The sequence below is a fragment of the Methylobacterium sp. EM32 genome, from assembly GCF_040593685.1.
Lineage (GTDB): Bacteria > Pseudomonadota > Alphaproteobacteria > Rhizobiales > Beijerinckiaceae > Methylobacterium.
In genome coordinates, this window is sequence record NZ_JBEXZS010000002.1 from 1 (window position 1) to 24161 (window position 24161).

The 24161-nt window shown below is 71.7% G+C and carries 22 protein-coding genes; 14 read left to right on the forward strand and 8 right to left on the reverse strand.

The features are described from left to right. Positions 1–3580: DNA translocase FtsK (locus ABZT49_RS00380; RefSeq protein ID WP_355281548.1), on the reverse strand; the 3580-nt coding region annotated here is incomplete at its 3' end. 216 nt (positions 3581–3796) lie between these two features. Here ABZT49_RS00380 and ABZT49_RS00385 point away from each other — a divergent pair. The 5 genes from ABZT49_RS00385 to ABZT49_RS00405 all read left to right on the forward strand — a co-directional run bounded on the left by ABZT49_RS00385 (position 3797) and on the right by ABZT49_RS00405 (position 8966). After that, positions 3797–5839, forward strand: coding sequence for an NAD(+) synthase (locus ABZT49_RS00385; RefSeq protein ID WP_355281551.1), 2043 nt, complete (start codon positions 3797–3799; stop codon positions 5837–5839). Positions 5840–5917: 78 nt separating this feature from the next. Beyond that, a complete protein-coding gene (locus tag ABZT49_RS00390; protein ID WP_355281553.1) occupies positions 5918–6559 on the forward strand; it encodes a cysteine hydrolase in 642 nt (213 codons plus the stop codon). A gap of 228 nt (positions 6560–6787) precedes the next feature. Then, complete coding sequence (locus ABZT49_RS00395; protein WP_355281556.1) at positions 6788–7015, forward strand: hypothetical protein; 228 nt, start codon at positions 6788–6790, stop codon at positions 7013–7015. 146 nt (positions 7016–7161) lie between these two features. Further along, positions 7162–7554 carry a PilZ domain-containing protein gene (locus ABZT49_RS00400; protein ID WP_355281599.1) on the forward strand — a complete coding sequence of 131 codons (393 nt, stop codon included), beginning with the start codon at positions 7162–7164 and terminating at the stop codon, positions 7552–7554. Between the two features lie 350 nt (positions 7555–7904). Next, positions 7905–8966 carry an MBL fold metallo-hydrolase gene (locus ABZT49_RS00405; protein WP_355281558.1) on the forward strand — a complete coding sequence of 354 codons (1062 nt, stop codon included), beginning with the start codon at positions 7905–7907 and terminating at the stop codon, positions 8964–8966. Positions 8967–9202: 236 nt separating this feature from the next. Here the strand turns inward: ABZT49_RS00405 and hslU are convergent, their stop codons facing one another. Both hslU and hslV read right to left on the reverse strand, forming a co-directional pair. Beyond that, positions 9203–10516 (reverse strand): ATP-dependent protease ATPase subunit HslU, encoded by a 1314-nt coding sequence (gene hslU, locus ABZT49_RS00410; RefSeq protein WP_093570182.1) that lies wholly within the window; start codon positions 10514–10516, stop codon positions 9203–9205. A gap of 54 nt (positions 10517–10570) precedes the next feature. Further along, the gene (gene hslV / locus ABZT49_RS00415) at positions 10571–11101 is read right to left on the reverse strand and encodes an ATP-dependent protease subunit HslV (RefSeq protein ID WP_060849237.1); all 531 of its coding nucleotides are present in this window, start codon (positions 11099–11101) and stop codon (positions 10571–10573) included. Between the two features lie 195 nt (positions 11102–11296). Between hslV and ABZT49_RS00420 the strand changes: the two genes are divergently transcribed. Genes ABZT49_RS00420 through ABZT49_RS00430 form a run of 3 tightly spaced genes read left to right on the forward strand, consistent with a single transcriptional unit; the run spans position 11297 to position 12178 of the window. Then, entirely contained in the window at positions 11297–11530 is a 234-nt protein-coding gene (locus ABZT49_RS00420; RefSeq protein ID WP_355281561.1) for a hypothetical protein, read from the forward strand. A gap of 5 nt (positions 11531–11535) precedes the next feature. Next, positions 11536–11676: a hypothetical protein gene (locus ABZT49_RS00425; protein ID WP_355281563.1), complete on the forward strand. Its 141-nt coding sequence runs from the start codon at positions 11536–11538 to the stop codon at positions 11674–11676. A 4-nt stretch (positions 11677–11680) separates the two neighbouring features. Then, positions 11681–12178: an AAA family ATPase gene (locus tag ABZT49_RS00430; protein WP_355281566.1), complete on the forward strand. Its 498-nt coding sequence runs from the start codon at positions 11681–11683 to the stop codon at positions 12176–12178. A 93-nt stretch (positions 12179–12271) separates the two neighbouring features. Here the strand turns inward: ABZT49_RS00430 and ABZT49_RS00435 are convergent, their stop codons facing one another. From ABZT49_RS00435 to ABZT49_RS00455, 5 genes are all read right to left on the reverse strand, one after another. Further along, positions 12272–12568, reverse strand: coding sequence for a type II toxin-antitoxin system RelE/ParE family toxin (locus tag ABZT49_RS00435; protein ID WP_355281569.1), 297 nt, complete (start codon positions 12566–12568; stop codon positions 12272–12274). Beyond that, positions 12565–12861, reverse strand: coding sequence for a type II toxin-antitoxin system ParD family antitoxin (locus ABZT49_RS00440; RefSeq protein ID WP_355281571.1), 297 nt, complete (start codon positions 12859–12861; stop codon positions 12565–12567). The genes ABZT49_RS00435 and ABZT49_RS00440 overlap by 4 nt, the downstream gene beginning before the upstream one ends. Positions 12862–12977: 116 nt before the next feature. Then, the gene (locus ABZT49_RS00445; RefSeq protein WP_355281574.1) at positions 12978–14081 is read right to left on the reverse strand and encodes an AAA family ATPase; all 1104 of its coding nucleotides are present in this window, start codon (positions 14079–14081) and stop codon (positions 12978–12980) included. Then, a complete protein-coding gene (locus tag ABZT49_RS00450) occupies positions 14078–15868 on the reverse strand; it encodes a cation:proton antiporter (protein ID WP_355281577.1) in 1791 nt (596 codons plus the stop codon). The genes ABZT49_RS00445 and ABZT49_RS00450 overlap by 4 nt, the downstream gene beginning before the upstream one ends. 126 nt (positions 15869–15994) lie before the next feature. Continuing rightward, positions 15995–17299 (reverse strand): cystathionine gamma-synthase family protein, encoded by a 1305-nt coding sequence (locus ABZT49_RS00455; protein ID WP_355281580.1) that lies wholly within the window; start codon positions 17297–17299, stop codon positions 15995–15997. Positions 17300–17542: 243 nt separating this feature from the next. Between ABZT49_RS00455 and ABZT49_RS00460 the strand changes: the two genes are divergently transcribed. The 6 genes from ABZT49_RS00460 (at position 17543) to ABZT49_RS00485 (ending at position 24080) form a co-directional block, all read left to right on the forward strand. Next, positions 17543–18772, forward strand: a complete 1230-nt coding sequence (locus tag ABZT49_RS00460; RefSeq protein ID WP_355281582.1) for an ATPase — start codon at positions 17543–17545, stop codon at positions 18770–18772. Next, the gene (locus ABZT49_RS00465; protein WP_355281585.1) at positions 18769–19428 is read left to right on the forward strand and encodes a hypothetical protein; all 660 of its coding nucleotides are present in this window, start codon (positions 18769–18771) and stop codon (positions 19426–19428) included. Before ABZT49_RS00460 ends, ABZT49_RS00465 begins: the two co-directional genes overlap by 4 nt. 79 nt (positions 19429–19507) lie before the next feature. Beyond that, complete coding sequence (locus ABZT49_RS00470; protein WP_355281588.1) at positions 19508–20353, forward strand: MoxR family ATPase; 846 nt, start codon at positions 19508–19510, stop codon at positions 20351–20353. Between the two features lie 4 nt (positions 20354–20357). Further along, positions 20358–20876 (forward strand): histidine phosphatase family protein, encoded by a 519-nt coding sequence (locus tag ABZT49_RS00475; RefSeq protein ID WP_355281591.1) that lies wholly within the window; start codon positions 20358–20360, stop codon positions 20874–20876. 393 nt (positions 20877–21269) lie between these two features. After that, positions 21270–22460 (forward strand): hypothetical protein, encoded by a 1191-nt coding sequence (locus ABZT49_RS00480; protein WP_355281594.1) that lies wholly within the window; start codon positions 21270–21272, stop codon positions 22458–22460. A gap of 153 nt (positions 22461–22613) precedes the next feature. Continuing rightward, positions 22614–24080 carry a YcjX family protein gene (locus ABZT49_RS00485; RefSeq protein WP_355281596.1) on the forward strand — a complete coding sequence of 489 codons (1467 nt, stop codon included), beginning with the start codon at positions 22614–22616 and terminating at the stop codon, positions 24078–24080. Positions 24081–24161: the final 81 nt, after the last annotated feature.

Here is a 24161-nt window from a genome sequence, read left to right on the forward strand (position 1 = left end):
AGCGCTCCTCCATCTCGCGCACCGCCCATTTGAGGGCGATGACCGCCTTCTTCGGGTCGGTGACGACGGGGGAGAGCAGGTGCGGGATGCCGTCATAAACCGACAGTTCCAGCATCTTGGGATCGACCATGATCAGGCGGCACTCCTCCGGCTTCAGCCGGTAGAGGAGCGACAGGATCATAGTGTTGATGGCGACCGACTTGCCCGAGCCGGTGGTGCCGGCGACCAGCAGGTGGGGCATGCGGGCGAGGTCGGCGATGATCGCCTCGCCGCCGATATTCTTGCCGAGGCAGAGCGCGAGCTTCTGCTTGGTCTCGGTGAAGACCGGCGAGGTCAGGAGCTCGCGCAGGTACACCGTCTCGCGCGTGAGGTTCGGCAATTCGATGCCGATGGCGTTGCGGCCCTGGACGACGGCGACGCGGGCGGAGATGGCGGACATCGAGCGGGCGATGTCGTCGGCGAGCGAGATGACGCGGCTCGACTTGGTGCCGGGCGCCGGCTCCATCTCGTAGAGCGTCACCACCGGGCCCGGGCGGACCGCCAGGATCTCGCCGCGGACACCGAAATCCTGGATCACCTGCTGCAGCTGGAGGGCGTTGTCCTCCAGCATCTCGGGATCGAGGTTGCTGCCGTCCGATTCCCGCGGCTCGGCCAGGAGGTCGACCGAGGGCAGCTCGTAGGGCACCTCGAGCAGGCGGGCGGCCTGGCGCAGGGGGATGGTGGCGACGGGCGCCAGGATGTCGTCCTCGTCGTCCCCATCCTCGTCGGCGTCGAGGCCGAGGTCGCAATCGAGACCCGCAGTGCCGATGACCAGACCGTGCGGCTCCGCGGCCGGCTTCTCCACCGTGACGGGTGACCAGGACGGCGCCGTCGCGACCGGCTCCGGCACGGGAGCCGGGGAGGCGGGGTGAGCGGCGACCGGCTCCGACGGCGCCGCGACCGGCACCGGTTGCTGTGCGATCGGCACCGGTTGCGTGGCAACCGGCAGGATGATGCGCGGCGGGCGCGGCGGGGCCGGCAGGGTCGGGGCGGGCGGTGGCGCGTTGAGGCGGCCGGTCGGCACGTAGACGAAGGGCTGCGCCCCCCGGGGCGAGGGAGACGCGGGATCGGCGATCAGCTCCGCCGCGGGCCGGTCCTCGGCAAGTGTCGAGGCGAGTGTCGAGGCACGCGTCTCGGCCGGCATGACTTGCGCCGTCTCGGGCTGCGTCACCGGCAGCGCGTCCGCGGCGATGAACGACCAAGGCACCGGCGTGAAGGCCAAAGGCGCAGTGGGCGGGGGCGCGACGGCCGGAGCGGGCTCGGGCGCGATCACCGGCACGGTCTCGACCGCGGCCTCCGCCACCGTCCCGGCGACGGGGAGCGCAAGAGGAGCAGCCGGGAACTCGAGCTCTACCGGCGCCAGCAGGGTTACGGGCTCCGGAAGGGGAGCGTAGGTGAGGGCCAGCATCGGGGCGGGCGCCGGCAGCAGGATCGCGGCGGGCGGCAGGTCGGCTGGCGCGTCCCGCTCAACGGCGACGAAAACCTCGTCCCCCGGCGCGCTCACCGCCGGGACGATCTCCATCGCCACCTCGACAACCGTCTCGGCGACGGGTTCGGGCGGCAGGTCCATGGAATGGAAGTCGGCGGGATAGAAATCCACCGGAGGCAGGCCCACGAGCGGCACGTCCGGCGGCGGATCCGCCGGCGGCATCTCGGTCGGCATCACGGGCGCGGCGACGACGGCCTCGGCAATGACGGGCTCGACCGGCGGAGCGGCGTCCGCGGTAGGCAGGGCCTCGGCGGTCGCCTCGTCCGCGACCGGCTCCGGAACGGGCCGGTTGTCCTGCTCCGCGGCCGTCGGCAGCGGGCAGGTCCAGTCGTGCTGGAGCAGCCGGTCGAGGGTGTAGACCGGGCGCGGCGGCAAGGAGCGCAGATGCGAGACGTCGACCGGCACCAGGATGGCGCTGTTCGGCACGTCGAAGACCTGGGCCGGCGCGACCGGCGCGTCCTCGGCGGCGGGCTCCTGAGCCGGCAGATCCGGCGTGGAAGGCGCAGCCTCGGGGGCCGGGGCGGCAGACTCGGAAGCGGTGGTTTCGGGCGCGATCACCGCGGGCTCGGCGACCGACGCCTCCGCGTAGGTCGCCACGACCGGCGCCTCTTCGGCCGGGACGGAAGCAGGTGCGGCGATATCGAGCGCGATCGGTCCGGGGGTCTCGACGAACGCCTGGGCGTCCTCCGGGACGAATGCCGCCACGGCCTCGGCGGACTCCACCGCCGCGACGGACTCGGCCGCCGGGTACGCCGCCGCGTCGGAAGCCTCGGGCCCGGACGCCGCTTCGCCGGCCACCGGCTCCGGCACCGCCCCCTCGGCGGCCTCCGGCACGGCCTCGGCCCGGATGGGTTCCTCCTGCGGATGGCGCAGGAGATGGTCGGGCGTGCGGGTGAAGCGCACGCCCGGGGGCAGCACGAAGGGCTGGCGCCAGATCGGCACCGCGGCCGCCGCCGCGGCGGCCTCGGCCTCGATGCGGGCCGCCTCGGCCTCCGCCCGGGCCGCCTCGGCGGCGGCGAGCTCGGCGGCGGCGCGGGAAGCGGCCTCGGCCTCGGCGGCGCGCAGGGCCTCCTCCTTCTCCCGCAGGGCCTGCTCGCGCCGGCGATGACGCGCCTGCAGCACGTGGTCGGGCGTGCGGGTGAAGCGGACGCCGGTCTCGGAAGGACGGTCGGGCGAACGCTCCTGCGAGCGTGCTTGCGCCTGCTCCTGCGGCGACGGCCGGGATCGCGCCTCCGAGGCCGCGGCGGAGGGCTCCGCGTCGCGGCGGCGGGCGCGGGTCAGCACGGCGCGGGCCGGGCCGGCGGGGGGAATCGGCATCGTCCAGCCGCCGTCGGGCATCAGGGCCGGGTCCGGCGCCCAATGCGACGACGCGGCGCGGCGCGGCGCCGGCACCTCCGGGGCGACCACGACCGCCGGGGGCGCGAGGATATCGGGCTCGGCCGGGAGACCGGGATCGGGCGCCTGCGCCCGGAACGGCTCGGCCGGCGCCACGACGGTCTCGGGCAGGGGCGGCCGGGCACCCTGCGGCGGCAGGCCCTGGTATACGGGATCCTGGTGCACGGTGTTCTGATGTACGGGATTCTGCGGACGGGAATCCCGAGGCCAGGCCTGCGCCACGTCGGCACGCTCTCCCCCGTAGCGGCCTTGCGCGTCGCCGCGGGCGGCCCGGGACGGGAGGACGGGGTCGGGCAACGGTGCCGGCCCGAGCGCCGGATCCGGCGCCCAGTGATCGACCGGGGCGGCCGGAGAAGCAGCATGGGGAACGGACGGGGCCGTCCGCACCGGGCCCGGCGCCGGGGCGAACGGGCTCTGGGTCCACGGCTCGGGCGGGGCCACCCGCGCGACGTCGGGCTCGGCTGCGTCGGGGCGCACCAGGGCGTCGGCCATCCAGCTCGGGGTGGCGCGCCGGCTCAAGGTATAGTCCCGCTGGGCGGGCGGGGGCGCGGGCGGCGCGAAGCGGCGGGCCAGGAGCGCCCGCAGATTCATCACCGTCTGGGCGAGGACGCCGAGGGGGCGCTCCCGGCGCTCGGGCGTGCGGAGATGGTCGCGCACCCGCTGGGGTCCGCGCGGCGAGGAGTCGGAGAAGGGTGGCCGTCCCGATTGTCTCATGATGCCGAATTGATGTGTGGGCGGCCCGCGGCCGCGTCCGTGGCCCCCAGTTAGGCACGGCATCGTTAACGCCCGATTAGGCACGGGAGCCGGTACCGGCCGGCGCGCCGGCGCGTTAAGAACCAGAAGCATTTCCGGCGAGACGAGGCTGCCAGCGCGATGTTTCGATCCCTCTACCGGCACGGTTTCGCCCGCGTCGCGGCCTGCGTCGGCCGCAGCCACATCGCCGATCCGGACGCCAACGCGGCCGAGATCCGGCGCCTGGCCGAGCGGTGCGACCGGGACGGCGTCGCGGTGGCGGTGTTTCCGGAGCTCTGCCTGTCAGGCTACGCGCTGGAGGACCTGCTGCTGCAGGAGACGCTGCTGGAGCGGGTCGAGGCGGCGCTCCTCGCCCTCGTCGAGGCGAGCCGCGGGCTGATGCCGGTCCTGGTGATCGGCGCGCCCCTGCGCCACCGCAACCGGATCTACAACACCGCGGCGGTCATCCATCGCGGCCGGCTGCTCGGCGTGGTGCCGAAGAGCTACCTGCCGAATTACCGCGAGTTCTACGAGAAGCGCCACTTCGCCCCCGGCGCCGGGGTGACGGGCGAGACGATCCGGATAGGCGCCGTCGCGGCGCCGTTCGGCACCGACCTGCTGTTTCCCGCCGAGGACCTGCCCGGCCTCGTCCTCGGGGTCGAGGTCTGCGAGGACATGTGGATCCCGGTGCCGCCCTCGGCGCTCGCCGCGCTCGCCGGCGCCACGGTGCTCGCCAACCTCTCGGGCAGCCCGATCACCATCGGGCGGGCGGAGAGCCGGACGCTGCTCTGCCGCTCGGCCTCTTCCCGGTGCCTCTCCGCCTACATCTACGCCGCGGCGGGCCCCGGCGAATCGACCACCGACCTCGCCTGGGACGGCCAGACCGCGATCTACGAGGACGGCGAGGTGATCGCGGAGGGCGCGCGCTTCCCCGCCGAGCCGCAGGTGACGCTGGCCGACATCGACCTCGACCGCCTGCGCCAGGAGCGGGCCCAGATGGGCAGCTTCGACGACAACCGGACCGCGCTCACGCCCGGCGCGCCGGCCTACCGCCGGATCCTGTTCCGGGTGGCGCCGCCCGACGCCGATCTCGGCTTCCACCGCACCGTGGAGCGCTTCCCCTTCGTGCCGGCCGATCCCGCCCGCCTCGCCCAGGATTGCTACGAGGGCTACAACATCCAGGTCGCCGGCCTCGCCCAGCGCCTGCAGGCGATCGGCACCCGCCGCGTCGTGATCGGCATCTCGGGCGGGCTCGATTCGACCCATGCGCTGATCGTGGCGGCCCGCGCCTTCGACCAGCTCGGCCTGCCGCGCTCGGACATCCTCACCTACACCATGCCGGGCTTCGCGACCTCGGACGAGACCAAGGGCAACGCCCACCGGCTGATGGCCTCGCTCGGCACCCGCGCGGCCGAGCTCGATATCCGGCCGGCCGCCCGGCAGATGCTCGCCGATATGGGCCACCCGTTCGGGCGCGGCGAGGAGGTCTACGACGTCACCTTCGAGAACGTGCAGGCGGGCCTGCGCACCGACTACCTGTTTCGCCTGGCCAACCAGCACGACGCGATCGTGATCGGCACCGGCGATTTGTCGGAGCTGGCGCTCGGCTGGTGCACCTACGGCGTCGGGGACCAGATGTCCCACTACGCGGTCAATGCCGGGGTGCCCAAGACCCTGATCCAGCACCTGATCCGCTGGGTGATCGCTTCCGGCCAGTTCAGCCCGGAGGTCGGCCGCACCCTGGAGGCGATTCTGTCCACCGAGATCTCGCCCGAGCTGGTGCCGGCGCGGGAGGGCGAGACGATCCAGAGCACCGAGTCGAAGATCGGCCCCTACGCGCTGCAGGACTTCAACCTGTTCTACACGTTGCGCTACGGCTACCGGCCGTCGAAGATCGCCTTCCTGTCGCTGATGGCCTGGGAGGATGCCGGCTGCGGACCCTGGCCGCCCGGCTTCCCGGAGGCGAAGAGGGGCACCTACGCCCTGCCGGAGATCCGGGCCTGGCTCGCGGTGTTCCTGCGCCGCTTCTTCGGCTTCAGCCAGTTCAAGCGCTCGGCCCTGCCGAACGGCCCGAAGGTGGCGGCGGGCGGCGCCCTCTCGCCCCGGGGCGACTGGCGCGCCCCCTCGGACGGCAACGCCCGCGTCTGGCTCGACGAACTGGAGCGCAACGTCCCGCAAGGGTAATCCCAGAAACCCCACGGGGGTATAAGCGTTGGTCGGGCCCCGGGGCCGGGACGAGCCCCTCGCACGGGAGCCCACCCGATGGCCGCCACGCCCTCCGACACCGACGCCCTGCCGAACGGACCGCTCGACGAGCGGGCGGTGCATGTCTGCGTCGACATGCAGAACCTGTTCGCCCGCGAGACCGCCTGGCACACGCCCTGGATGGGCCGGGTGCTGCCGCAGGTCCGGCATCTCGCGAGCGCCGTGCCGGAGCGCACGGTGTTCACCCGGTTCGTCCCGGCCCAACGCCCCGGAGAGGGGCGGGGCTGCTGGAAGCGCTACTGGGAGCGCTGGGCCGAGATGACGGTCGAGCGGCTCGGGCCGGACATGGTGGAGCTGGTGCCGGAGCTGGCCGCGCTGACGCCGCCGGCCGAGACCGTCGACAAGACCGTGTACTCGCCCTGGATGGAGCCGGGCCTGGAGACCGCCCTGCGGGAGCGCCGGGCTGAGACCCTGGTGATCACCGGCGGCGAGACCGATGTCTGCGTGCTCGCTACCGTGCTCGGCGCGGTCGACCGCGGCTACCGCATCGTGCTCGCCACCGACGCGGTCTGCTCCTCCGCGGACGAGACCCACGACGCGATGATGACGCTCTACCGGCAACGCTTCGGCCAGCAGCTCGAAGTGGCCACGATCGACCAGATCCTGCACAATTGGAATGTTTCGCAAGTGCCCGGATGATGATGCAGCGCAACATCGCGTGTCTCGCCGGTATCGGCCTCGTGTCGCATGTCGTTCCGCGGTTCCCGTCCCGCACGATTTCGTGATGACGGTCGTTACTGCGGCACTGGACCCAGCGTCATGGGCGAGATTGCGGTGGCGCGCGGCGATCCGGGCTGACATAGTCTCGGCCCAATCAGCCGTTAGCGACTGGACGCCATGGCAGCACCTGCGAGCGGAGGCGATCCGATGCGAAGCTACAACCTGTTCTGCCTGAAGGGTCTCGACGGCCTGGTCTGCGCGGTACCGGAGGATTACGCCGTGCCGGCCTTCGTCACCGAAGCGCGTTGGGCCTTCGGCGGCAAGCTCGACGGCTCGACGCCCGAGCCCACCGGCTTCGACGGTGCGGCGGCCGCGACCGCGGTCCGCTTCAACGGCTTCTACCTGTTCCAGAACATGTCCGCAGCGCAGGGCTGAGGGCCCTGCGTGCCGGAGCCCTCCGTTTTCCGCACGGTACCCCGCCTGACTCCGAGATTCCGGCGAGCATTCCTTAAAGGTCGGTGAGGCATGATCGCGGCATCCGAAACCCGCGAGGCCGAACGGGGCTGCCCGCCATGTCCGACATGTCCGAGTTGCGCAGGGAGACCCGCCTGCGGACTTTCCTGAAGGGGCGCATCGTCTTCAACAACGGCAATTCCACGATGGATTGCCTCGTCCGGGACATCTCCGCCTCGGGTGCCCGGCTGGTGCTCAGCCAGACCGCGACGCTGCCGGACGGCTTCGACCTCGTCATCCCGGCCAAGGACCGCACCCACAAGGCGACGCTCCGCTGGCGCAGGGCCGACAGCATCGGGGTGACCTTCGCGGAGGAGGCGGCCCACCCGGCGGCGGCGAGCGCGTCGGACGCGACCCCGGCGATGCTGCTCACCCGCATCCGCGAACTGGAGGCCGAGAACGCCTCCCTGCGCCGCCAGTTGAAGGTGGCGGAGGCGATGGTGCTCGATCGCGAGCTCTGAGCGGGTGTCGTGGGCGTGGTTGGCGCCTTCCGGAACGGACGAAGGGCCGCCCCGTCGCCAGGGCAGCCCTTCCATTGCCGAACCGCGGTCCGACTGATCGATCTGTCAGGATCTCACCGATCCTGGACTGTTCGCCGTACGCTCAGGCCGTGAAGCCGGAGGCGACGATCCAGGTCCGGCGCGCAGACGACCGCGGCTGATGACAATGAGACACTGGATCACCTCCTTCCTGTTGTTGCCGATGATCCGAATGTAGCGATCCATCGGCCTGACGCAATCCATCTTGGGCGCGGCGAAGGGTCCGCGGCCGCGCACCTTGACCTCGGCCTTCCGCCGATCATCTCCCCCGCATGAAGAACCGTGGCTTCCTCAAGCTCGCCAGCGCCATGACGGTGATGACGCTCGGCGGGGTCGGCTACGCCGCCCACCGGCGCAGCCGCAATCCCTATTACCGGGGTCCGGTCAGCGATCATTTCGACGGCGTGCGGTTCTTCTCGCCGGGGCAGCCGACGGACAAGGCCGCGGCCGAACTGGCGCGCTGGCAGCTCGGTGGCGGCCGCGAGGCCTGGCCGGCGCGGGTTCCGAGCCCGTTCCCGCAGGACACGCCGCCCGAGCGGGTCGAGGGCTTGCGGGTGGTCCATATCGGGCATGCCAGCCTGCTGGTCCAGGTCGCGGGCCGCAATATCCTGGTCGACCCGGTCTATGCCCGCCGCGCGAGCCCGGTGGGCTTCGCCGGCCCGAAGCGCGCCAATCCGCCGGGCATCGCCTTCGCGGCTTTGCCGCCGATCGACGCGGTGCTGATCACCCACAACCACTACGACCATCTCGACGGGCCGGTTCTCGCCCGGCTCTGGGCCGAGCACGCGCCGACCTTCGTGGCGCCGCTCGGCAACGACGCGATCCTCCGCACCTACGACGCCACTATCCCGGTCGAGACCCGGGACTGGGGCGGCTCGGTCGATCTCGGCGGCGGCCTCGCCGTGCACCTGGTGCCGGCCTATCACTGGTCGGCGCGGGGCGTGAACGACCGACGCATGGCGCTGTGGTGCGCCTTCGTCCTCACCACCCCCGCGGGCGTGCTCTACCACGTCGGCGATACCGGCTACGGCGACGGGGCGATCTTCCGGTCGGTGCGCGAGCGCTTCGGGGCGCCCCGCCTCGCCACCCTGCCGATCGGCGCCTACGAGCCGCGCTGGTTCATGCAGGCCCAGCACATGAACCCGGAGGAGGCGGTGCGGGCTTTTCGTGAGGTCGGCGCCGCGCAGGCCCTCGGCCACCATTGGGGGACGTTCCAGCTCACCAACGAGGGCGCGGGCGAGCCGGCGGAGGCTCTGGGGCGGGCACTGGCGGCAGCAGAGGTGCCGGCGGACCGGTTCCTGGCGCTCAGGCCGGGGCAGGTGTGGGAAGGGTGAGAGCCACTATCCGAGCAGCTGCCCGGAGATCACCGATCGCTTCCGGACCCGCAGGGTCATTCCGGGGCCGCGCAGCGGAGCCCGGAATCCAGAGCCTCGGATCGTTCAGGACAGAGCGGGCAGCGTCCCGCTTTATTCTCCAACACCTGAGTGTCTGGATCCCGGGCTCTCGCCTTCGGCGAGCCCCGGGATGACCCTGTGTGTCGGGAACGTCGTGCGTTCCTGCCGGCCCATCGTCAGAGGATGAACCGGCTCAGATCCGCGTTCTGCGCCAAGCTCTCGACCCGGTCGCGGACGTAACCCGCATCGATCGTCACCGTCTCGCCGGAGCGGTCGGGCGCAGTGAAGGACACGTCGTCGAGCACCCGCTCGAGCACCGTCTGGAGCCGGCGCGCGCCGATATTCTCGACGGAGGAATTCACGTCGACGGCAACCTTGGCCAGCGCGTCGATCGCGTCGGCGGTGAAGTCGATCGTCACGCCTTCCGTCGCCATCAGCGCCACCGCCTGCTTGGTCAGGCTCGCCTCGGTCTCGGTCAGGATGCGGCGGAAATCGTCGACGGTGAGCGGGCTCAGCTCGACCCGGATCGGCAGGCGCCCCTGCAGCTCCGGCAGGAGGTCGGAGGGCTTCGAGACGTGAAAGGCGCCGCTGGCGATGAACAGGATGTGGTCGGTCTTCACCGGCCCGTGTTTGGTCGCGACGGTCGTGCCCTCGATCAAGGGCAGCAGGTCGCGCTGCACACCCTCGCGCGAGACGTCGGCGCCCGAGCGGCCTTCCCGGGCGCAGATCTTGTCGATCTCGTCGAGGAAGACGATGCCGTTGTCCTGCACGTCGCGCAGGGCCTCCTGCACCACGCTGTCCTGGTCGAGGAGCTTGTCGGATTCCTCGCTGATCAGGGGCGCGTAGGCGTCGCGCACGGTCATGCGGCGGGGCTTGCCCTTCTGGTTGCCGAGCGCCTTGCCGAGCATGTCGCCGAGGTTGATCGCCCCCATGGCGGCCCCGGGCATGCCCGGGATCTCGAACATCGGCATGCCCTGCGGCGCGCCCGCCGCCAGTTCCAGCTCGACCTCCTTGTCGTCGAGCTCGCCGGCGCGCAGGCGCTTGCGGAAGGCGTCGCGGGTGGCCTGGCTCGCGGTCGGGCCGACGAGGGCGTCGAGCACGCGGTTCTCGGCCGCGGCTTCCGCCTTGGCCTGGACGCCCCGGCGCTTCTCGTCGCGCTTGAGGCCGATGCCGATCTCGACGAGGTCGCGCACGATCTGCTCGACGTCGCGGCCGACATAGCCGACTTCCGTGAACTTCGTCGCCTCGACCTTCAGGAACGGCGCGCCGGCGAGCCGCGCCAGGCGGCGCGAGATCTCGGTCTTGCCGCAGCCGGTCGGGCCGATCATCAGGATGTTCTTCGGCGCCACCTCCTCGCGGAGCGGGCCCTGGAGCTGCTGGCGGCGCCAGCGGTTGCGCAACGCGATCGCGACCGCGCGCTTCGCGTCACCCTGGCCGACGATGTAGCGGTCGAGCTCGGAGACGATTTCGCGGGGGGAGAAGGTGGTCATGGGATACTTCGTGGGGTCTCGCGGCCGGATGGGAGGGTGAGGGAGGCGGGCGCCTTAAGCCGCGTCCAGGCTCTCGATCACCAGGCTGCCGTTGGTGTAGACGCAGATCTCGGCGGCGATCCGCATGGCGCGGCGCACGATCGCCTCGGCGTCGAGCTCCTGCTCCTCCAGCGCGCGGGCGGCGGCGAGCGCGTAGTTGCCGCCCGAGCCGATCGCCATCACGCCGCCCTCGGGCTCCAGCACGTCGCCGGCGCCGGAGAGGAGCAGGCTCACGTCCTTGTCGGCGACCAGCATCATCGCCTCGAGGCGGCGCAGGTAGCGGTCGGTGCGCCAGTCCTTGGTCAGCTCGACGCAGGCGCGGGTGAGCTGGCCGGGATACTGCTCGAGCTTGGCCTCCAGCCGCTCGAACAGCGTGAAGGCGTCGGCGGTGGCGCCGGCGAAGCCCCCGATCACCGACCCCTTGGCGAGGCGCCGGACCTTGCGGGCGTTGCCCTTGACGATGGTCTGGCCGAGGCTGACCTGCCCGTCGCCCCCGATCACCACCCGGCCGCCCTTGCGCACCATCAGGATCGTCGTCGCATGCATGCGGGGGGCGCCCCCCGCGTCGTCGTTGGCCAAGGATGTCTCTCCGGGCAGGCTGTCGTGCTGCGGCGTAGGTGGGGGCTCGCGGCGCGTTCGTCCAGCGGGGGCAGCGCCCGTCGCACTGGAGCACCGGCATGACGTTGGGTCACATGCGAGCGCGAAGCGAGTGACCGCCTTCGCGCTCCCGCCGGACATTCGATGCCGAAGGGCAACCATAAACATCGTGCGAAACGGTTCGACGAGGGAGCCAAGCTGCTCGCCTCGCTGTTCAACTCGCGGGCCATCGCGGTGTTCGGGGCGGCTTTCGTGATCCCGATCGCGCAGGGTCGCTACGACGTGTTTGCCCACGGCGGAGGACTTCTCGTCACCGCGGGCGTAAGCTTCCACCTCGCCGGTCAGGCGGCCCTTCGCTTCCTCCGAGCTGAGGATTGACATCGATGTCCGTCACCGACGCATGGCAGATCCTCGGCGTGAGTGCCGCTCTGATCGTCGGCGGCCTGCTCGCCCTCAAGGTCGCGTCGGACGTCTACGACCGGAAGACGCGGGAGATCGAGCAACGGCGGGCTGCCGGTGAATGACGGTATGCTGATCGTGTTCGGCGGCCTGCCCGGAACCGGCAAGACGACCATCTCCCGAGGCGTCGCCCGCGCCCTCGCGGCGACCCATCTGCGCATCGACGTCATCGAGCAGGCGATCCGGGATTCGGGCGTGCCGACGGATGCCGTGGGCGCGGCCGGCTACGCGGTGGCGCAGGCCCTCGCGGGCGCGAACCTCGTGGACGGGCGGATCGTGGTGGCCGATTGCGTCAACCCGGTCGCCGCCAGCCGCGAGGGATGGCGGGTGGTAGCCGCACGCGCCGGAGCGCGGTTGATCGAGGTCGAGGTCGTGTGCCCGAACCGCGAGGAGCATCGCCGTCGCGTCGAGGGGCGGGTATCCGACATTCCAGGCTTCGACCTGCCCTCGTGGGAGGAGGTCCTGCGCCTGGACTACCAGCCCTGGGACCGGCCGCGCCTCGTCATCGACAGCACGACCTCGTCGCCCTTGGAGGCTGTCGCGGCTGTGCTCGGGTCCGTGGCGTGAGACCGGCCGGCCTGAGGTCGGCGCGCCGAACCATCCGTGCTGGCTTCAGTGGCGGATGCCCTCAGACACAGGCGCGCGAGACCGAGATGCATGCTAATCCTCAATGATCGACCGATCGAGCTCGCGCCGACCGTGGAGCACGCGGACGACCTCGATCGTCTCCGCCCCGACACGATAGAGGATCAGATACTGTCTGATCACAAGATGCCGGAGGTTGGGAGCGATCTCCTCGCGCGAGACACCCGAATAAGGATACTGTACGAGCTGCTGCCAACGTTGCTCGATCGCGTCGAGCACACGATCGGCCGCACTCGGGTCATCTCGCGCGATCACCGACCAGATGTCGATCAGGTCTTCAGCGGCCCTGCGGGTACGCCGGACCGTCCTCACCGATCGACCTTCGGGGCCGACGCCTCCCAGCGCCGGCGTGCCTCGGCCTTGATCTCGGCCATGCTGTCCCACTGACTCGGCCCGCTCTCCAGACCTTCGCGGACCAGTTCGCGCAACTCCTCGATTGAATAGCCATGCGTATCGTCGTGGACGTTCCGATGCTGTTTCCACAAGCGCACCGCATCGCCGATCGCCTCGCTCGTCGAAGCGTACTCGCCCGCCTCGACGGCCTGACGCACGAATTCAGCGATGTCGGAGGGGAGATCGACCGTGATGGACTCAACGGCAGCCATCAGAAACCTCGCCAGTCAGAATTACGATTCCCAAACGGGATCCGTACGAAACGCCCCGCAACGTCCATCATACGCCCACCTCCCGACTTCAGCGAGATGCCGGAACGACGCCACCTCTAGACCACCACCGTGATCGCCTCCGCCGCCCGGGTCAGCGCCGTGTAGAGCCAGCGCGCCCTGTGCTCGCGGAACGCGTAGGATTCGTCGAACAGCACGACACGATCCCATTGTGACCCCTGCGCCTTGTGCACGGTGAGCGCGTAGCCGTAGGTGAACTCCTCCGTCTCGCGCCGCAGGATCGCCGGCACCTCCTCCTCGCTGCCGGCGATGACCGAGCGCAGCACCTTGATGTCCTGGGGCTTGCGGCGGAGCGCAGGGTCATCCTCCGGCACCACGTCGAGGCGCACGAGGTCGGGGCGGGGGGCGGCGCGCAGGGCCTGGACGGTCCAGGTCGAGCCGTTGAGCAGGCCCTTGGTGCGGTCGTTGCGCAGGCAGACCAGCTTCTCGCCCACCGCCGGCATCGGGTCGGCGTGGCCGATCAGCTCGCGGATGCGGCCGTTATAGAGCCGCCGGGTGCGGTTCATCCCCACGAGCACCTGATCGGCGGCGAGCACCGTCTGGGGGTCGATCGCGCGGCGCGGGATCACCCGGCTCTCGCCGTAATCGCCGATATCGAGCCGCCCGCCCTCGCGGACCGTCATGGCGAGGCGCACGATCGGGTTGTCGGCGGCCTGGCGGTGGACCTCCGTCAGCATCACGTCGGGCTCGGCCTCGGTGAAGAAGCCGCCGCCCTTCACCGGCGGCAGCTGCGCCGGATCGCCCAGCACCAGCACCGGCGTGCCGAAGGACAGGAGGTCGTTGCCGAGGTCGCCGTCGACCATCGAGCATTCGTCGATGACAACGAGGGCCGCCTTGCTCACCGGCCCGGTGCGGTTGAGGGTGAAGGCGGGCCCGCCCTCGGTATCCTCGCGGGTGCGGTAGATCAGGCTGTGGATGGTCGACGCGTCCGGGCAGCCGCGGGCGCGCATGACGGAGGCCGCCTTGCCGGTATAGGCGCAGAACAGCACCCCGCCCTCGACGTCCTCGGCGAGGCGCCGGGCGAGGGTCGTCTTGCCGGTGCCGGCGAAGCCGAACAGGCGGAAGACCTGCGGGCTGCCGCGCTTCAGCCAGTCCGACACCGCCTTAAGCGCCGCCTCCTGCTGCGGACCGAGGCCGCTCACGGCGCTTTCCCGACGGTGCGGCGGGCCTGGAACGGTGCGGCCGGTGGGGCCTCCTTGCGGCGCAGGAGCGCCCGGAACTCGTCGCGGCGCTCGTGGATCGAGGCGATCACCAGCCCCATCGGCACCCCGACATCGACCAGGACCGCCTCCGAGAGCTGGAGCGAGGCCTCGATCGTCTCCGGCACGGCATCGTCGACGCCCATCTCGTAGAGGGCGGTGGCGTGGCGGGCGTCGCGCGCCCGGGCCACGATGGTGAGGTCCGGCCGCTCGGCGCGGGCGGCGGCCACCACCGCCTCGACGGCGCGGGGCTGGTCGAGGGTGACGACGAGGGCGCGGGCGGTGTCGATGCCGCAGCGGCGCAGGAGTTCGGGATTCGCCGAATCGCCGAAATAGACCGGGTTGCCGAGGCGGCGCTGGTCGGCGACGCGGGCGGCATCCATGTCGAGGGCGATGTAGGGCACCTTGTGGCGCGCCAGCATCTCGGCGACGAGGCGGCCGACCCGGCCGTAGCCCGCGACAATCACCCGGCCGGGCTGACGCTCCGGCGGGGGCGGCTCGGCCCGGGCGCGGCCGAGATCGGTGCGGTCGATCCGCCGGCCGAGGCGGCGGGCGAGCGCGGCGAGCCCGGGAATCATCACCATCGTGGCGGTGGTTACGACGAGCGCCGCCTGGCCGAGATCGTCGGGGACGAGGCCGGCGGCCAGCGCGCTGCCGACGAGCACGAAGGCGAATTCGCCGCCGGGCCCGAGCAGCAGGGCGGATTCGAGCGCCACCGCGCGGGGCAGGCGCAACGCCGTGCCGAGCCCCAGGATGACCCCGCCCTTGAGGAGGAGGAGCCCGAGGGCCAATCCCAAGATGGTCAGCGGCGTCTTCATCAGCACCGCCGGGTCGATGCCCATGCCGACCGAGACGAAGAACACCCCGAGCAGCAGGCCCTTGAACGGATCGATCGTCGCCTCGATCGCCCGGCGGTACTCGGTCTCGGCGAGCAGCAGCCCGGCGACGAAGGCTCCGAGCGTCATCGACAGGCCGCTCGCCGCCGCAACGAGGGACGTCGCCGCGATGACGAGGAGACAGGCCGCCATGAAGAGTTCGGGGCTGCGGGTGCGGGCGACAAGCTGGAACAAAGGCCGCAGGCCGAGCCGGCCCGCGCCGACGAGGAGCGCCAGCGCCACCGCCGCCTGGCCGAGCGCGAGGGCGAGGCCGGTTACCGCGTCGCTGTCCTTGCGGCCGAGCACCGCGATGGCGAACAGCACCGGCGCGACGGCGAGGTCCTGAAAGAGCAGCACCGCGAAGCTCGCCCGTCCGGCCGGTGTGTTGAGGCGCTTCTGCTCGGCCAGCACCGGCAGCACGATGGCGGTGGAGGAAAGCGCCAGCGCCAGCCCGACCAGGATCGCCGCGAGGGGCGGCACCTCCAGCGCCATCAGCACCGCGCCGACGAGCAGGCTCGACACCACCACCTGCAGCGAGCCGAGGCCGAAGACGAGGCGGCGCAGGATGCGCAGCCGCTCCCAGGACAGCTCGACCCCGATCATGAACATCAGGAACACCACGCCGAGCTCGGCGAGATGCGCGATCTCGGTGCGGTTCGAGATCGTCACCGCGCCGAGCCACGGCACGGTCTCGGTGAGCCGCCCCAGGCCCGACGGCCCGAGGAGGGCGCCCGCGCCGATGAAGCCGAGAACCGGGCTGACGCGCAGGCGATGGAACAACGGCACCACGATCCCGGCGGTGACCAGGAACAGGATGACTTCCTTGTAGGAGCCGGACGCGGCGTGCTCGGTCATCGGGAGCGGCTGGGGCTTTCGGATTGCGATCGGGGACCGCCGCGCGGCGCGGCCGGGACTCGGGGCGGCCATCATGCGAAGCGGCCCCTTCGGGGCAAGCCAAAACGAGCCGGACAGCAGCGCTTTTTACCCGAGAGCCGCCAGTGCCGCCTCCAGGTCCGCCGCCAGATCCTCCGGATGCTCGATGCCGATCGAGACCCGGATCGTCGCGTCGGTGATGCCGAGCCGGTCGCGTACCGCCTTCGGCACGCCCGAATGGGTCGTGGAGGCCGGATGGCTCGCGAGCGATTCGGTGCCCCCTAAGCTCACTGCGAGCTTGAACAGCTGGAGCGCGTTGAGCACCCGGAACGCCTCCGGCTCCCCGCCCGCGACGTCGAACGAGAAGGTCGAGCCCGGGGCGGCGCATTGCGCGGCGTAGACCCGGGCCGCGCCGGAGCCGGGTTCGAGATGGCCGAGATGGTGCAGCCGCGTCACCTTCGGGTGGGCCCGCAGCCGATCCGCGATGAGCTCGCCGTTGCGGTTGGCCTTCTCCATCCGGAGCGTCAGCGTCTCGAGCGAGCGCCCGAGCATCCAGCACGAATGGGGATCGAGCTGGGTGCCGATCGCCGAGCGCAAGAGCCGCACCGGCTTCATCCGCGCCGCCGCGCCGAGCGCCGCCCCGGCGATGAGGTCGGAATGGCCGCCGACATACTTCGTCAGCGAGTAGACTGAGATGTCGGCACCAAAGCGCAGGGGATGCTGGAAGAGGGGGCCGAGCAGGGTATTGTCGCAGACCAAAACCGGCGCCTGCCCGCCCTGGCGGGCGCCGATCCGGTCGGCGGCCCGGCGCACCAGCGCCAGGTCGACGAGGGTGTTGAGGGGGTTCGATGGCGTCTCGACCATCGCGACGCTGACGCGCCCGCCGGATGTCTCCGCCAGGGCGAGCGCGGCATCCGCCGCCGCCGTCACGCTTCCCTCATCGGTGCCATCCTGGAAGCCGATTGCGCCGATGCCGAAGCCGGCCAAGGTCTTGGCGATCAGCGTCTCGGTGCCGCCGTAGAGCGGCTGGGAATGCAGCACCACGTCGCCGGGCCGGGCATGGGCCAGGATCACGGTGGCGATCGCCGACATGCCCGACGAGAACAGGAGGGCGGCCTCCGCCTCCTCGAACACCGCGAGCCGGTCCTCGACGATCTCGCTGTTGGGATGGTTGAAGCGCGAATAGACCAAGCCCGCCGCCTCGCCGGCCGGCGGCTCGCGCCGCCCCGAGACGTAGTCGAAGAACGCCTTGCCGTGCTCGGCGGAGGTGAACACGAAGGTCGAGGTCAGGAAGACCGGCGGCTTCACCGCCCCCTCCGAGAGGGCGGGATCGTAGCCGTAGCCGAGCATCAGGGTCTCAGGGCTCAGGCGGCGGTTGCCGAGCCGGTCCTTGTGGTAGCGGTCGTCCGACATGCAGGGCCTCGCTCCGGTCTGGCGGCGCCGCGCGAGCGGCGTCGGGTCTCGGCGCGACGACCGCGCCGCAAGCCGGTTCTAACGCCGTTCACAGCGTTTTGCGGTGCGTAAAGCGCGCCCCGGACGCTGCGCCGCGGCAAGCTCCGCTCGCTCAGGGCGCATTTTCGGCGCAAAACACGCATAGCGTGAGGGATTAGATTCCGTGTACGCGGCCGCCCCCGGGCGGCCGACCGAGGAGCCGCGATGGGCAGACAGCCTCCCGATCGGGTGGTGGTGCGCGAGAAGCGCGCCTGGACCGACGAGACCGATGCCTGGAAGCAGGACCGGGCGATCCGCAAGGGTTACCGCATCCGCTGGGGCTACGTCGCCATCGCCTACCTGGTCGAGGCGCTGGTGATCTGCACCTCGCTCGCCGGCGCCTGGTTCTTCGCCGAGACCTACGCCGACAAGCACGACCAGAGCTTCTGGTTCATGCTGCTGGCGCCGGTCGTCTACGCGGCGATCGAGCTGTGCCGGGTGCCGCTCGGCATCCTGATCCGGGTGCAGCGCGACTGGCTGATCAAGGGCTTGGCGATCGTCGGCATCGTGATGGCGGCGGGCGTGACCACCAAGTCGGTGTCGCAGCTCGGCGAGATGATGTTCCATCCCCGCCTCGCCGAGGCCTCGAAGGCCCGCACCACCCTGAAGGAAGCCGAGGCCGACCGCGGCACGATCGACAACCGCATCGCCCAGGCCGATGCCCGGGTGGCGCAGTATACCGCCGAGGCCGCAGCCTTGGAGAAGCGCACCACCGAGGCCTCGGCCCAGCTCGCCGGCCTGCCGGGCCAGCGCTGCGAGCGGCTGTCCGGCACCAACAGCCGCGGCAAGCGCTACAATTATCTGCGCTGCGTCACCGATCCGCGCACCGCCACCATCGCGGGCAGCCTGAAATCCGCCGGCGACGAGCGGGGCGTCGTCGCCAAGAATCTCACGGAGGCCCGCGCCGCCCGTGCGCAACTCGACCGCGCCGCCGCCGACCGCCGGGTGACGGAAGCGGAGGGCGCCTACCGCGACGCGGTGCGGCGCTCGCAGCTGCACTCCTTCACGGCGATGGTCTACGGCGCCGATCCCGTCGACGTGACGGACCAGCAGGTCCACGCCTTCCTGCGGATCTTCGTGTTCGCGCCGGCGCTCTGCGCCGCCTTCGCCTCGACGCTGCTCGCACTCTGCGCCGTGCAGGTGCGCAAGACCTATCGCGACGAGGACGACCTCGACGCGATGATGCACGCGGAGGGCGTGCCGCTCCTCCTCAACCAGATGGCCGAGAGCGCGACCCAGATCCAGGACGCGCAGCGGGCGATGCGCGAGGCCGCGGTGGCCTCCGGCGCGGCGATCCCCCTCGACCAGCGCCGCTCGCCGACTGTGCCGCAGGCCGGCACGCCCCCGGCGCCCCCGGCGCGCGACGACGACCGCATCGAGAGGCCGAGACCGTGAGCTACCTCGCACCGGGCACGCCGGAGAACGTCGCCCTCGCCCAGCACGTCAACGGGCGCCTGCGGGCCGAGGCCCGGATCTCCAACGCCCGCGCCTTCCTCTTCCGGGCGATCGGCCTCGGGGTCTTCGTCGGCCTCGCCGGGGCCGGGCTGGGGGCGGCCTTCTACGGCTACGCGACGATGAACGAGGTCGGCAACGCCTCCGACAAGCTCGCGCGTGCCCTCACCCAGGCGCTCGAGACCACGACGCTGAAGACGAGCGGCGAGGTGAAGCTGACCGACACCACCCTCAAGATCGAGGGCGGGGTGCCGGCGGCGAAGGGGCGCCCGGACGTGTCCTCGCTCACGGGCAACCAGGGCAAGACCGAGGCACCGGCCTCGGCCGCCGCGGCCGTGCGCACGAGCTTCACGGTGTTCAAGACCGTGCCCTATCTCGACGGCTCGATCGTCACCGGCTGGAACTTCAAGGGCGACGAGCAGAAGCCCGAGAAGCAGTACTGCTACGTGACCCGGCCCCAGAGCTTCGGCGACGGCGCCACCTCGAACCAGACCACCGTGGCGATCGACGGCGAGCTGCTGCCGCAGCCGGCCCGCTCGGAGATCAACTTCACGGTCATCGCCCGCAGCTGCGTGTGGTTCGATCCGTCGAAGCTGTGAGATCGGCGGGGCTCGCCAGCGCGGCTTTCGCCGCATAGGTTCGGGAGAATTCCCGAGGGACAGGACTGACGCGAGCCCTATGCGCTTCACCGGAACCGAGAGCTACGTCGCCACCGGCGACCTCACCGTCGCGGTCAACGCCGCCATCACCCTGGAGCGGCCGCTCCTCGTCAAGGGCGAGCCGGGCACCGGCAAGACCGTGCTGGCGGAGGAGATCGCCCGCGGGCTCGGGGCGCCGCTGCTCACCTGGCACATCAAGTCGACCACCAAGGCGCAGCAGGGCCTCTACGAGTACGACGCGGTCTCGCGCCTGCGCGACTCGCAGCTCGGCGACCCGCGGGTCTCCGACATCGCCAACTACATCCGCCGCGGCAAGCTGTGGGACGCCTTCACGGCGCCCGAGCGGCCGGTGCTCCTGATCGACGAGATCGACAAGGCCGACATCGAGTTCCCGAACGATCTGCTGCTCGAACTCGACCGGATGGAGTTCCACGTCTACGAGACCGGCGAGACCGTGCGGGCCGAGCGCCGGCCGATCGTCATCATCACCTCGAACAACGAGAAGGAGCTGCCGGACGCCTTCCTGCGCCGCTGCTTCTTCCACTACATCAAGTTCCCGGACGCCGACACGCTGAAGGCCATCGTCGACGTGCATTATCCGGGCATCAAGCAGCGCCTGGTCGAGGAGGCCCTGCGGGTCTTCTTCGAGGTGCGCGAGGCGCCGGGCCTGAAGAAGAAACCCTCGACCTCGGAACTGCTCGACTGGCTGAAGCTCCTGATGGCCGAGGAGATCGGGCCGGAGACCTTGCGCGAGCGCGACCCCCGCAAGCTGATCCCGCCGCTGCACGGGGCGCTGCTGAAGAACGAGCAGGATGTCGGGCTGTTCGAAAAACTCGCCTTCCTGAACCGCCGCGAGGGACGCTGATCCGATGCGCCGCCTGATCCTGCTCCGCCACGCCAAGTCCGACTGGCCGGACGGCGCGTCCGACGTCGACCGACCCCTCGCGCCCCGCGGGCGGGAGGCGGCGCCGAAGATGGCCGCCTACCTGGCCGAGCAAGGGCTTATCCCCGACCGCGCGCTGGTCTCGCCGGCCCGGCGCACGCAGGAAACCTGGGACCTCGTCAAGCCGGCGCTGGGGACGGTGCCGGACGAGACCGTGCCGCAGATCTACGAGGCGCCGGTCTCGCGCCTGCTCGACGTGGTGCGGGCGATCCCTGACGAGGTCGCGACCGCCCTGATGATCGGCCACAATCCGGGCTTCCAGGACCTCGCCCGGCTCCTCGGCAAACCGGGCGAGGCGCGGCGGGCCCTGACCAAGAAGTACCCGACGGCGGCGGTCGCGGTGATCGATCTGCCGGTGGATTCGTGGGGCAAGGTCGAGGCCGGGGAGGGGACGGTCGAGCGGTTCGTGACCCCGAAGACCCTGGGGCACGGCGAGGACGAGTAGGGAGCGGCGCTTCGCCCTCCGATCCGAGTGGGGGAGCAATGTCCGATCGGGTCGTGCGGGTCGGCCTCTCCCGGCGAGCCAGAGTGGTCCGGGATAAAGAATATGGCGCGGGTCTCTCCTCTCCCCGCGGGCGGGAGAGGGCCATGCTCCCGTCCAGGGAGCATGGCGAGCCCGTAGGGCGAGGGTGAGGGGGTGGTGCCGGATGAGGTGCCTCCGGAAACACCCCCTCACCCTCGCTCCGGCTTCGCCTCCACTCCTTTCGCCCCCGACAAGGGGGGCGAAAGCCTCTCCCCGCCCGCGGGGAGAGGAGGAACCCGAACCCTGTTCTGTGGAACGCTGCAGCCGGGAAACCACTTGAGACAGCCTTAGCCGCAGCCACGAATCCAGGCCCCCGTGATCCTCACCGCCTTCCTCTCCTTAAGCCTCGCGGCCGGCCCCGCCACCGACGCGGCCGCCGCCCTGGTGCGGGACGGCGCCGCGCGCCTTGGGGACGGGCTCGCCGCAGCCTCCGCCCTCGCGGCGCCCGAGCGCGCGATGCCGATCTACCGGCCCGAGGCGCGGGCGGTGTCGAACTGGCGCAGCGAGACGAAGGACGGGCTCCTGCCGCTCTCCCTCGCCTGGACCGCCTGGGCGGCCCCCAATGATCCGGCCTTCGTGGCGCGCTGCGTCAAGCTGAACAATTACTGGTGCATCAAGCGGGCGCGCTGGGACGGCGAGATCGGCGGCGACCAGGAGGGCCATACCGGCTTCGCCACGGCCGGGCAGGGGGCCGATGCCGCGGTCTCGCTGCTGCGGCGCTATTACGGCGAGTACGGGCGCCGCTCGGCCCTGGCGATCGTCCGCCGCTGGGCGCCCGCCGAATGCGCCGGCCCGGTCGCGGCGCGCGCCGTCGCCCCGGTGCGAGGAGCCGCACCCGCCCGGACCGCCTCGCCGGCGCTGGCGGCCCTGGCGCCGCAGGGCATCGGTCGCACCTTGCGGGCCCGGTTCCTCGCCAGCCACGGCCGCGGCGGCGCCCCGCGCCGGGTCGCCCGTGCCCCGGCCCGCCCGACCGCCGCGGCCCGGCCGGTCGCCGGCAACGCCCTGCGGGTCCAGCCCTGGTCGGCGCTCGCCCGGATGCAGGGCCGGCCGCGCCAACCCGTGCGCGTCGTCAGGGCGCCGCCGCTGCCCACCATCGCCACCGGCATCGGCGAGACGGCGCGCCCCGCCGCGATCGAGCCGATGTGGGCCCTCGACGGGGCGCGGCTCGCCGCGGAGGCTTCGGCCCTGCCGACGCTTGCCGTCGCCCCGGCCTCATCCCTGCCGCCGGCCTTGCGCCCGCCGGCCCCCTTGTGCGGCTCCGACGAGATCCGGATCCAGAACTACGCCGCCCGCATCGCCGGCAGCGTCGGCGTCAAGCCCGGGGACGATCTCGGCCTGTTCACCCCCGACGGTCACGCCACCGCGCGCCTCGCCCCGGTGCTGCTGGCGATGTCCGCGGTCGAGCTCGGGGCGCTGCGGGCGAGCCCGGCCCTCGTCGCCGCGGCGATCGCCCGGGCCGAGGCCGAGCGCGGGGCGGCGCGCCAGCAGGCCGAAGCCGCGCCCTAAGCAGAGCCGCAGGGCGACTCTGCTTAGACTCTTGTATTTGCATCATTTTTTGCCGCCGAACCGGCGACCACTTCGGCGAATGATGCTGAGGCCCTTGCGGAAGCCCAGCCCCCGCGCCACCTCGGGGAGCGACATGAAGCCAGAGCGTACCGCGTGCCGCCCCTGACCGACCTCGCCGCACGTGCCGGCTCCCTCGCCAAGTCCGTCACCGAGGCCACCCGCTCCCTGGCGGAGGCCTCCAACGACCTCCTGGTCCAGCCGACGGTGCGGCTCGGCGTCACCGGCCTCGCCCGTTCGGGGAAAACGGTGTTCACCACCGCTCTGGTGCACCAGCTGACCGGCCTCCACCCGCTGCCGGCGCTCCGCGCCTCGCAGGAGGGCCGCCTGCGCCGGGCCCGACTGGTGCCGCAGCCCGACGACGCGGTGACGCGCTTCCCCTACGAGGACCACCTCGCGGCGTTGACCGAGGCGCGGCGCTGGCCGCGCTCGACCGACCGGATCAGCCAGCTGCGCCTGGAGGTCGATTACGAGCGCAAGAGCGGCTGGCGCACCGGTCCGGCGAGCCTGATGGTCGACATCGTCGACTACCCGGGCGAGTGGCTGCTCGATCTCGCCCTCATCGAGCAGACCTACGAGGGCTGGTCGCGCGAGACGATCGCCGCGGCCCAGCGTCCCGGCCGCGCCGCGATGGCGGCGCCCTGGCTCGCGTCCCTGCGGTCGCTCGACCCGAACCAGCCCCTCGACGAGATCGTGGCCGAGCGGGCGAGCGAGGCGTTCAAGATCTACCTCGCCGCCGTGCGCTCCGGCCCCGAGGCGGTGGCGACCACGCCGCCGGGCCGGTTCCTGATGCCGGGCGACCTCGCGGGCTCGCCGGCCCTGACCTTCGCGCCGCTGATCCTCGACGGCCCGGTCAATCCCGACAGCCTGGGCGGCCTGATGCAGCGCCGCTTCGAGGCCTACAAGCATCGGGTGGTGACGCCGTTCTTCCGCGACCATTTCCAGCGCATCGACCGGCAGATCGTGCTCGTCGACGTGCTGGCCGCGGTCGATGCCGGGGCGGCGGCCTTGGCCGAGCTGGAGGAGGCCCTCGATCGGGTGCTGATGAGCCTCAGGGTCGGGCGCAACACCCTCCTGTCGCGCTTCTTCGCGCCGCGGGCCGACCGGATCCTGTTCGCCGCCACCAAGGCCGACCACCTGCATCATTCCAGCCACGACCGGCTCGACGCGCTGCTGCGCCTCCTCGTCTCCCGCGCGTTGCGGCGCACGGAGGCCGCGGGCGCCCATGTCAGCACCCAGGCGCTCGCCTCGGTGCGCTCGACCCGCGAGACGGTGGTGCATGACGGGCCGAGCGCCTTCCGGGCGGTGGCCGGCACGCCGGAGGCGGGCGAGAGCATCGACGGCGAGACCTTCGACGGCGAGACGGAAGCCGCGATCTTCCCGGGCGAGCTCCCCGAGCGGCCGGAAGCCGTGCTGGAGGGCGCGGTGCCCCCGGGATCGCTGCGCTTCCCGCGCTTCCGCCCGCCCCAGGTCTCCCGCGACGCGCTGGGCCGCCCGGGCCGCCTGCCGCAGATCCGCCTCGACCGCGCCCTGAACTTCTTGATCGGCGACCGCTTGGCCTGAGGGCTTCTCGATGACGAACACCCCCACCCAGAAGCCCCGCGCCTTCCGCCTGCCGCCCGCCGGGCCTGAGACCGCCACCGC

What these genes read in the sequence shown, in the direction of transcription:
- ABZT49_RS00385 (WP_355281551.1), top strand. Translation starts at nt 3,797, where the DNA reads ATGTTTCGATCCCTCTACCGGCACGGTTTCGCCCGCGTCGCGGCCTGC.
- ABZT49_RS00390 (WP_355281553.1), top strand. Translation starts at nt 5,918, where the DNA reads ATGGCCGCCACGCCCTCCGACACCGACGCCCTGCCGAACGGACCGCTC.
- ABZT49_RS00395 (WP_355281556.1), top strand. Translation starts at nt 6,788, where the DNA reads ATGCGAAGCTACAACCTGTTCTGCCTGAAGGGTCTCGACGGCCTGGTC.
- ABZT49_RS00400 (WP_355281599.1), top strand. Translation starts at nt 7,162, where the DNA reads ATGTCCGAGTTGCGCAGGGAGACCCGCCTGCGGACTTTCCTGAAGGGG.
- ABZT49_RS00405 (WP_355281558.1), top strand. Translation starts at nt 7,905, where the DNA reads ATGAAGAACCGTGGCTTCCTCAAGCTCGCCAGCGCCATGACGGTGATG.
- hslU (WP_093570182.1), bottom strand. Translation starts at nt 10,516, where the DNA reads ATGACCACCTTCTCCCCCCGCGAAATCGTCTCCGAGCTCGACCGCTAC.
- hslV (WP_060849237.1), bottom strand. Translation starts at nt 11,101, where the DNA reads ATGCATGCGACGACGATCCTGATGGTGCGCAAGGGCGGCCGGGTGGTG.
- ABZT49_RS00420 (WP_355281561.1), top strand. Translation starts at nt 11,297, where the DNA reads ATGCCGAAGGGCAACCATAAACATCGTGCGAAACGGTTCGACGAGGGA.
- ABZT49_RS00425 (WP_355281563.1), top strand. Translation starts at nt 11,536, where the DNA reads ATGTCCGTCACCGACGCATGGCAGATCCTCGGCGTGAGTGCCGCTCTG.
- ABZT49_RS00430 (WP_355281566.1), top strand. Translation starts at nt 11,681, where the DNA reads ATGCTGATCGTGTTCGGCGGCCTGCCCGGAACCGGCAAGACGACCATC.
- ABZT49_RS00440 (WP_355281571.1), bottom strand. Translation starts at nt 12,861, where the DNA reads ATGGCTGCCGTTGAGTCCATCACGGTCGATCTCCCCTCCGACATCGCT.
- ABZT49_RS00450 (WP_355281577.1), bottom strand. Translation starts at nt 15,868, where the DNA reads ATGACCGAGCACGCCGCGTCCGGCTCCTACAAGGAAGTCATCCTGTTC.
- ABZT49_RS00455 (WP_355281580.1), bottom strand. Translation starts at nt 17,299, where the DNA reads ATGTCGGACGACCGCTACCACAAGGACCGGCTCGGCAACCGCCGCCTG.
- ABZT49_RS00460 (WP_355281582.1), top strand. Translation starts at nt 17,543, where the DNA reads ATGGGCAGACAGCCTCCCGATCGGGTGGTGGTGCGCGAGAAGCGCGCC.
- ABZT49_RS00470 (WP_355281588.1), top strand. Translation starts at nt 19,508, where the DNA reads ATGCGCTTCACCGGAACCGAGAGCTACGTCGCCACCGGCGACCTCACC.
- ABZT49_RS00475 (WP_355281591.1), top strand. Translation starts at nt 20,358, where the DNA reads ATGCGCCGCCTGATCCTGCTCCGCCACGCCAAGTCCGACTGGCCGGAC.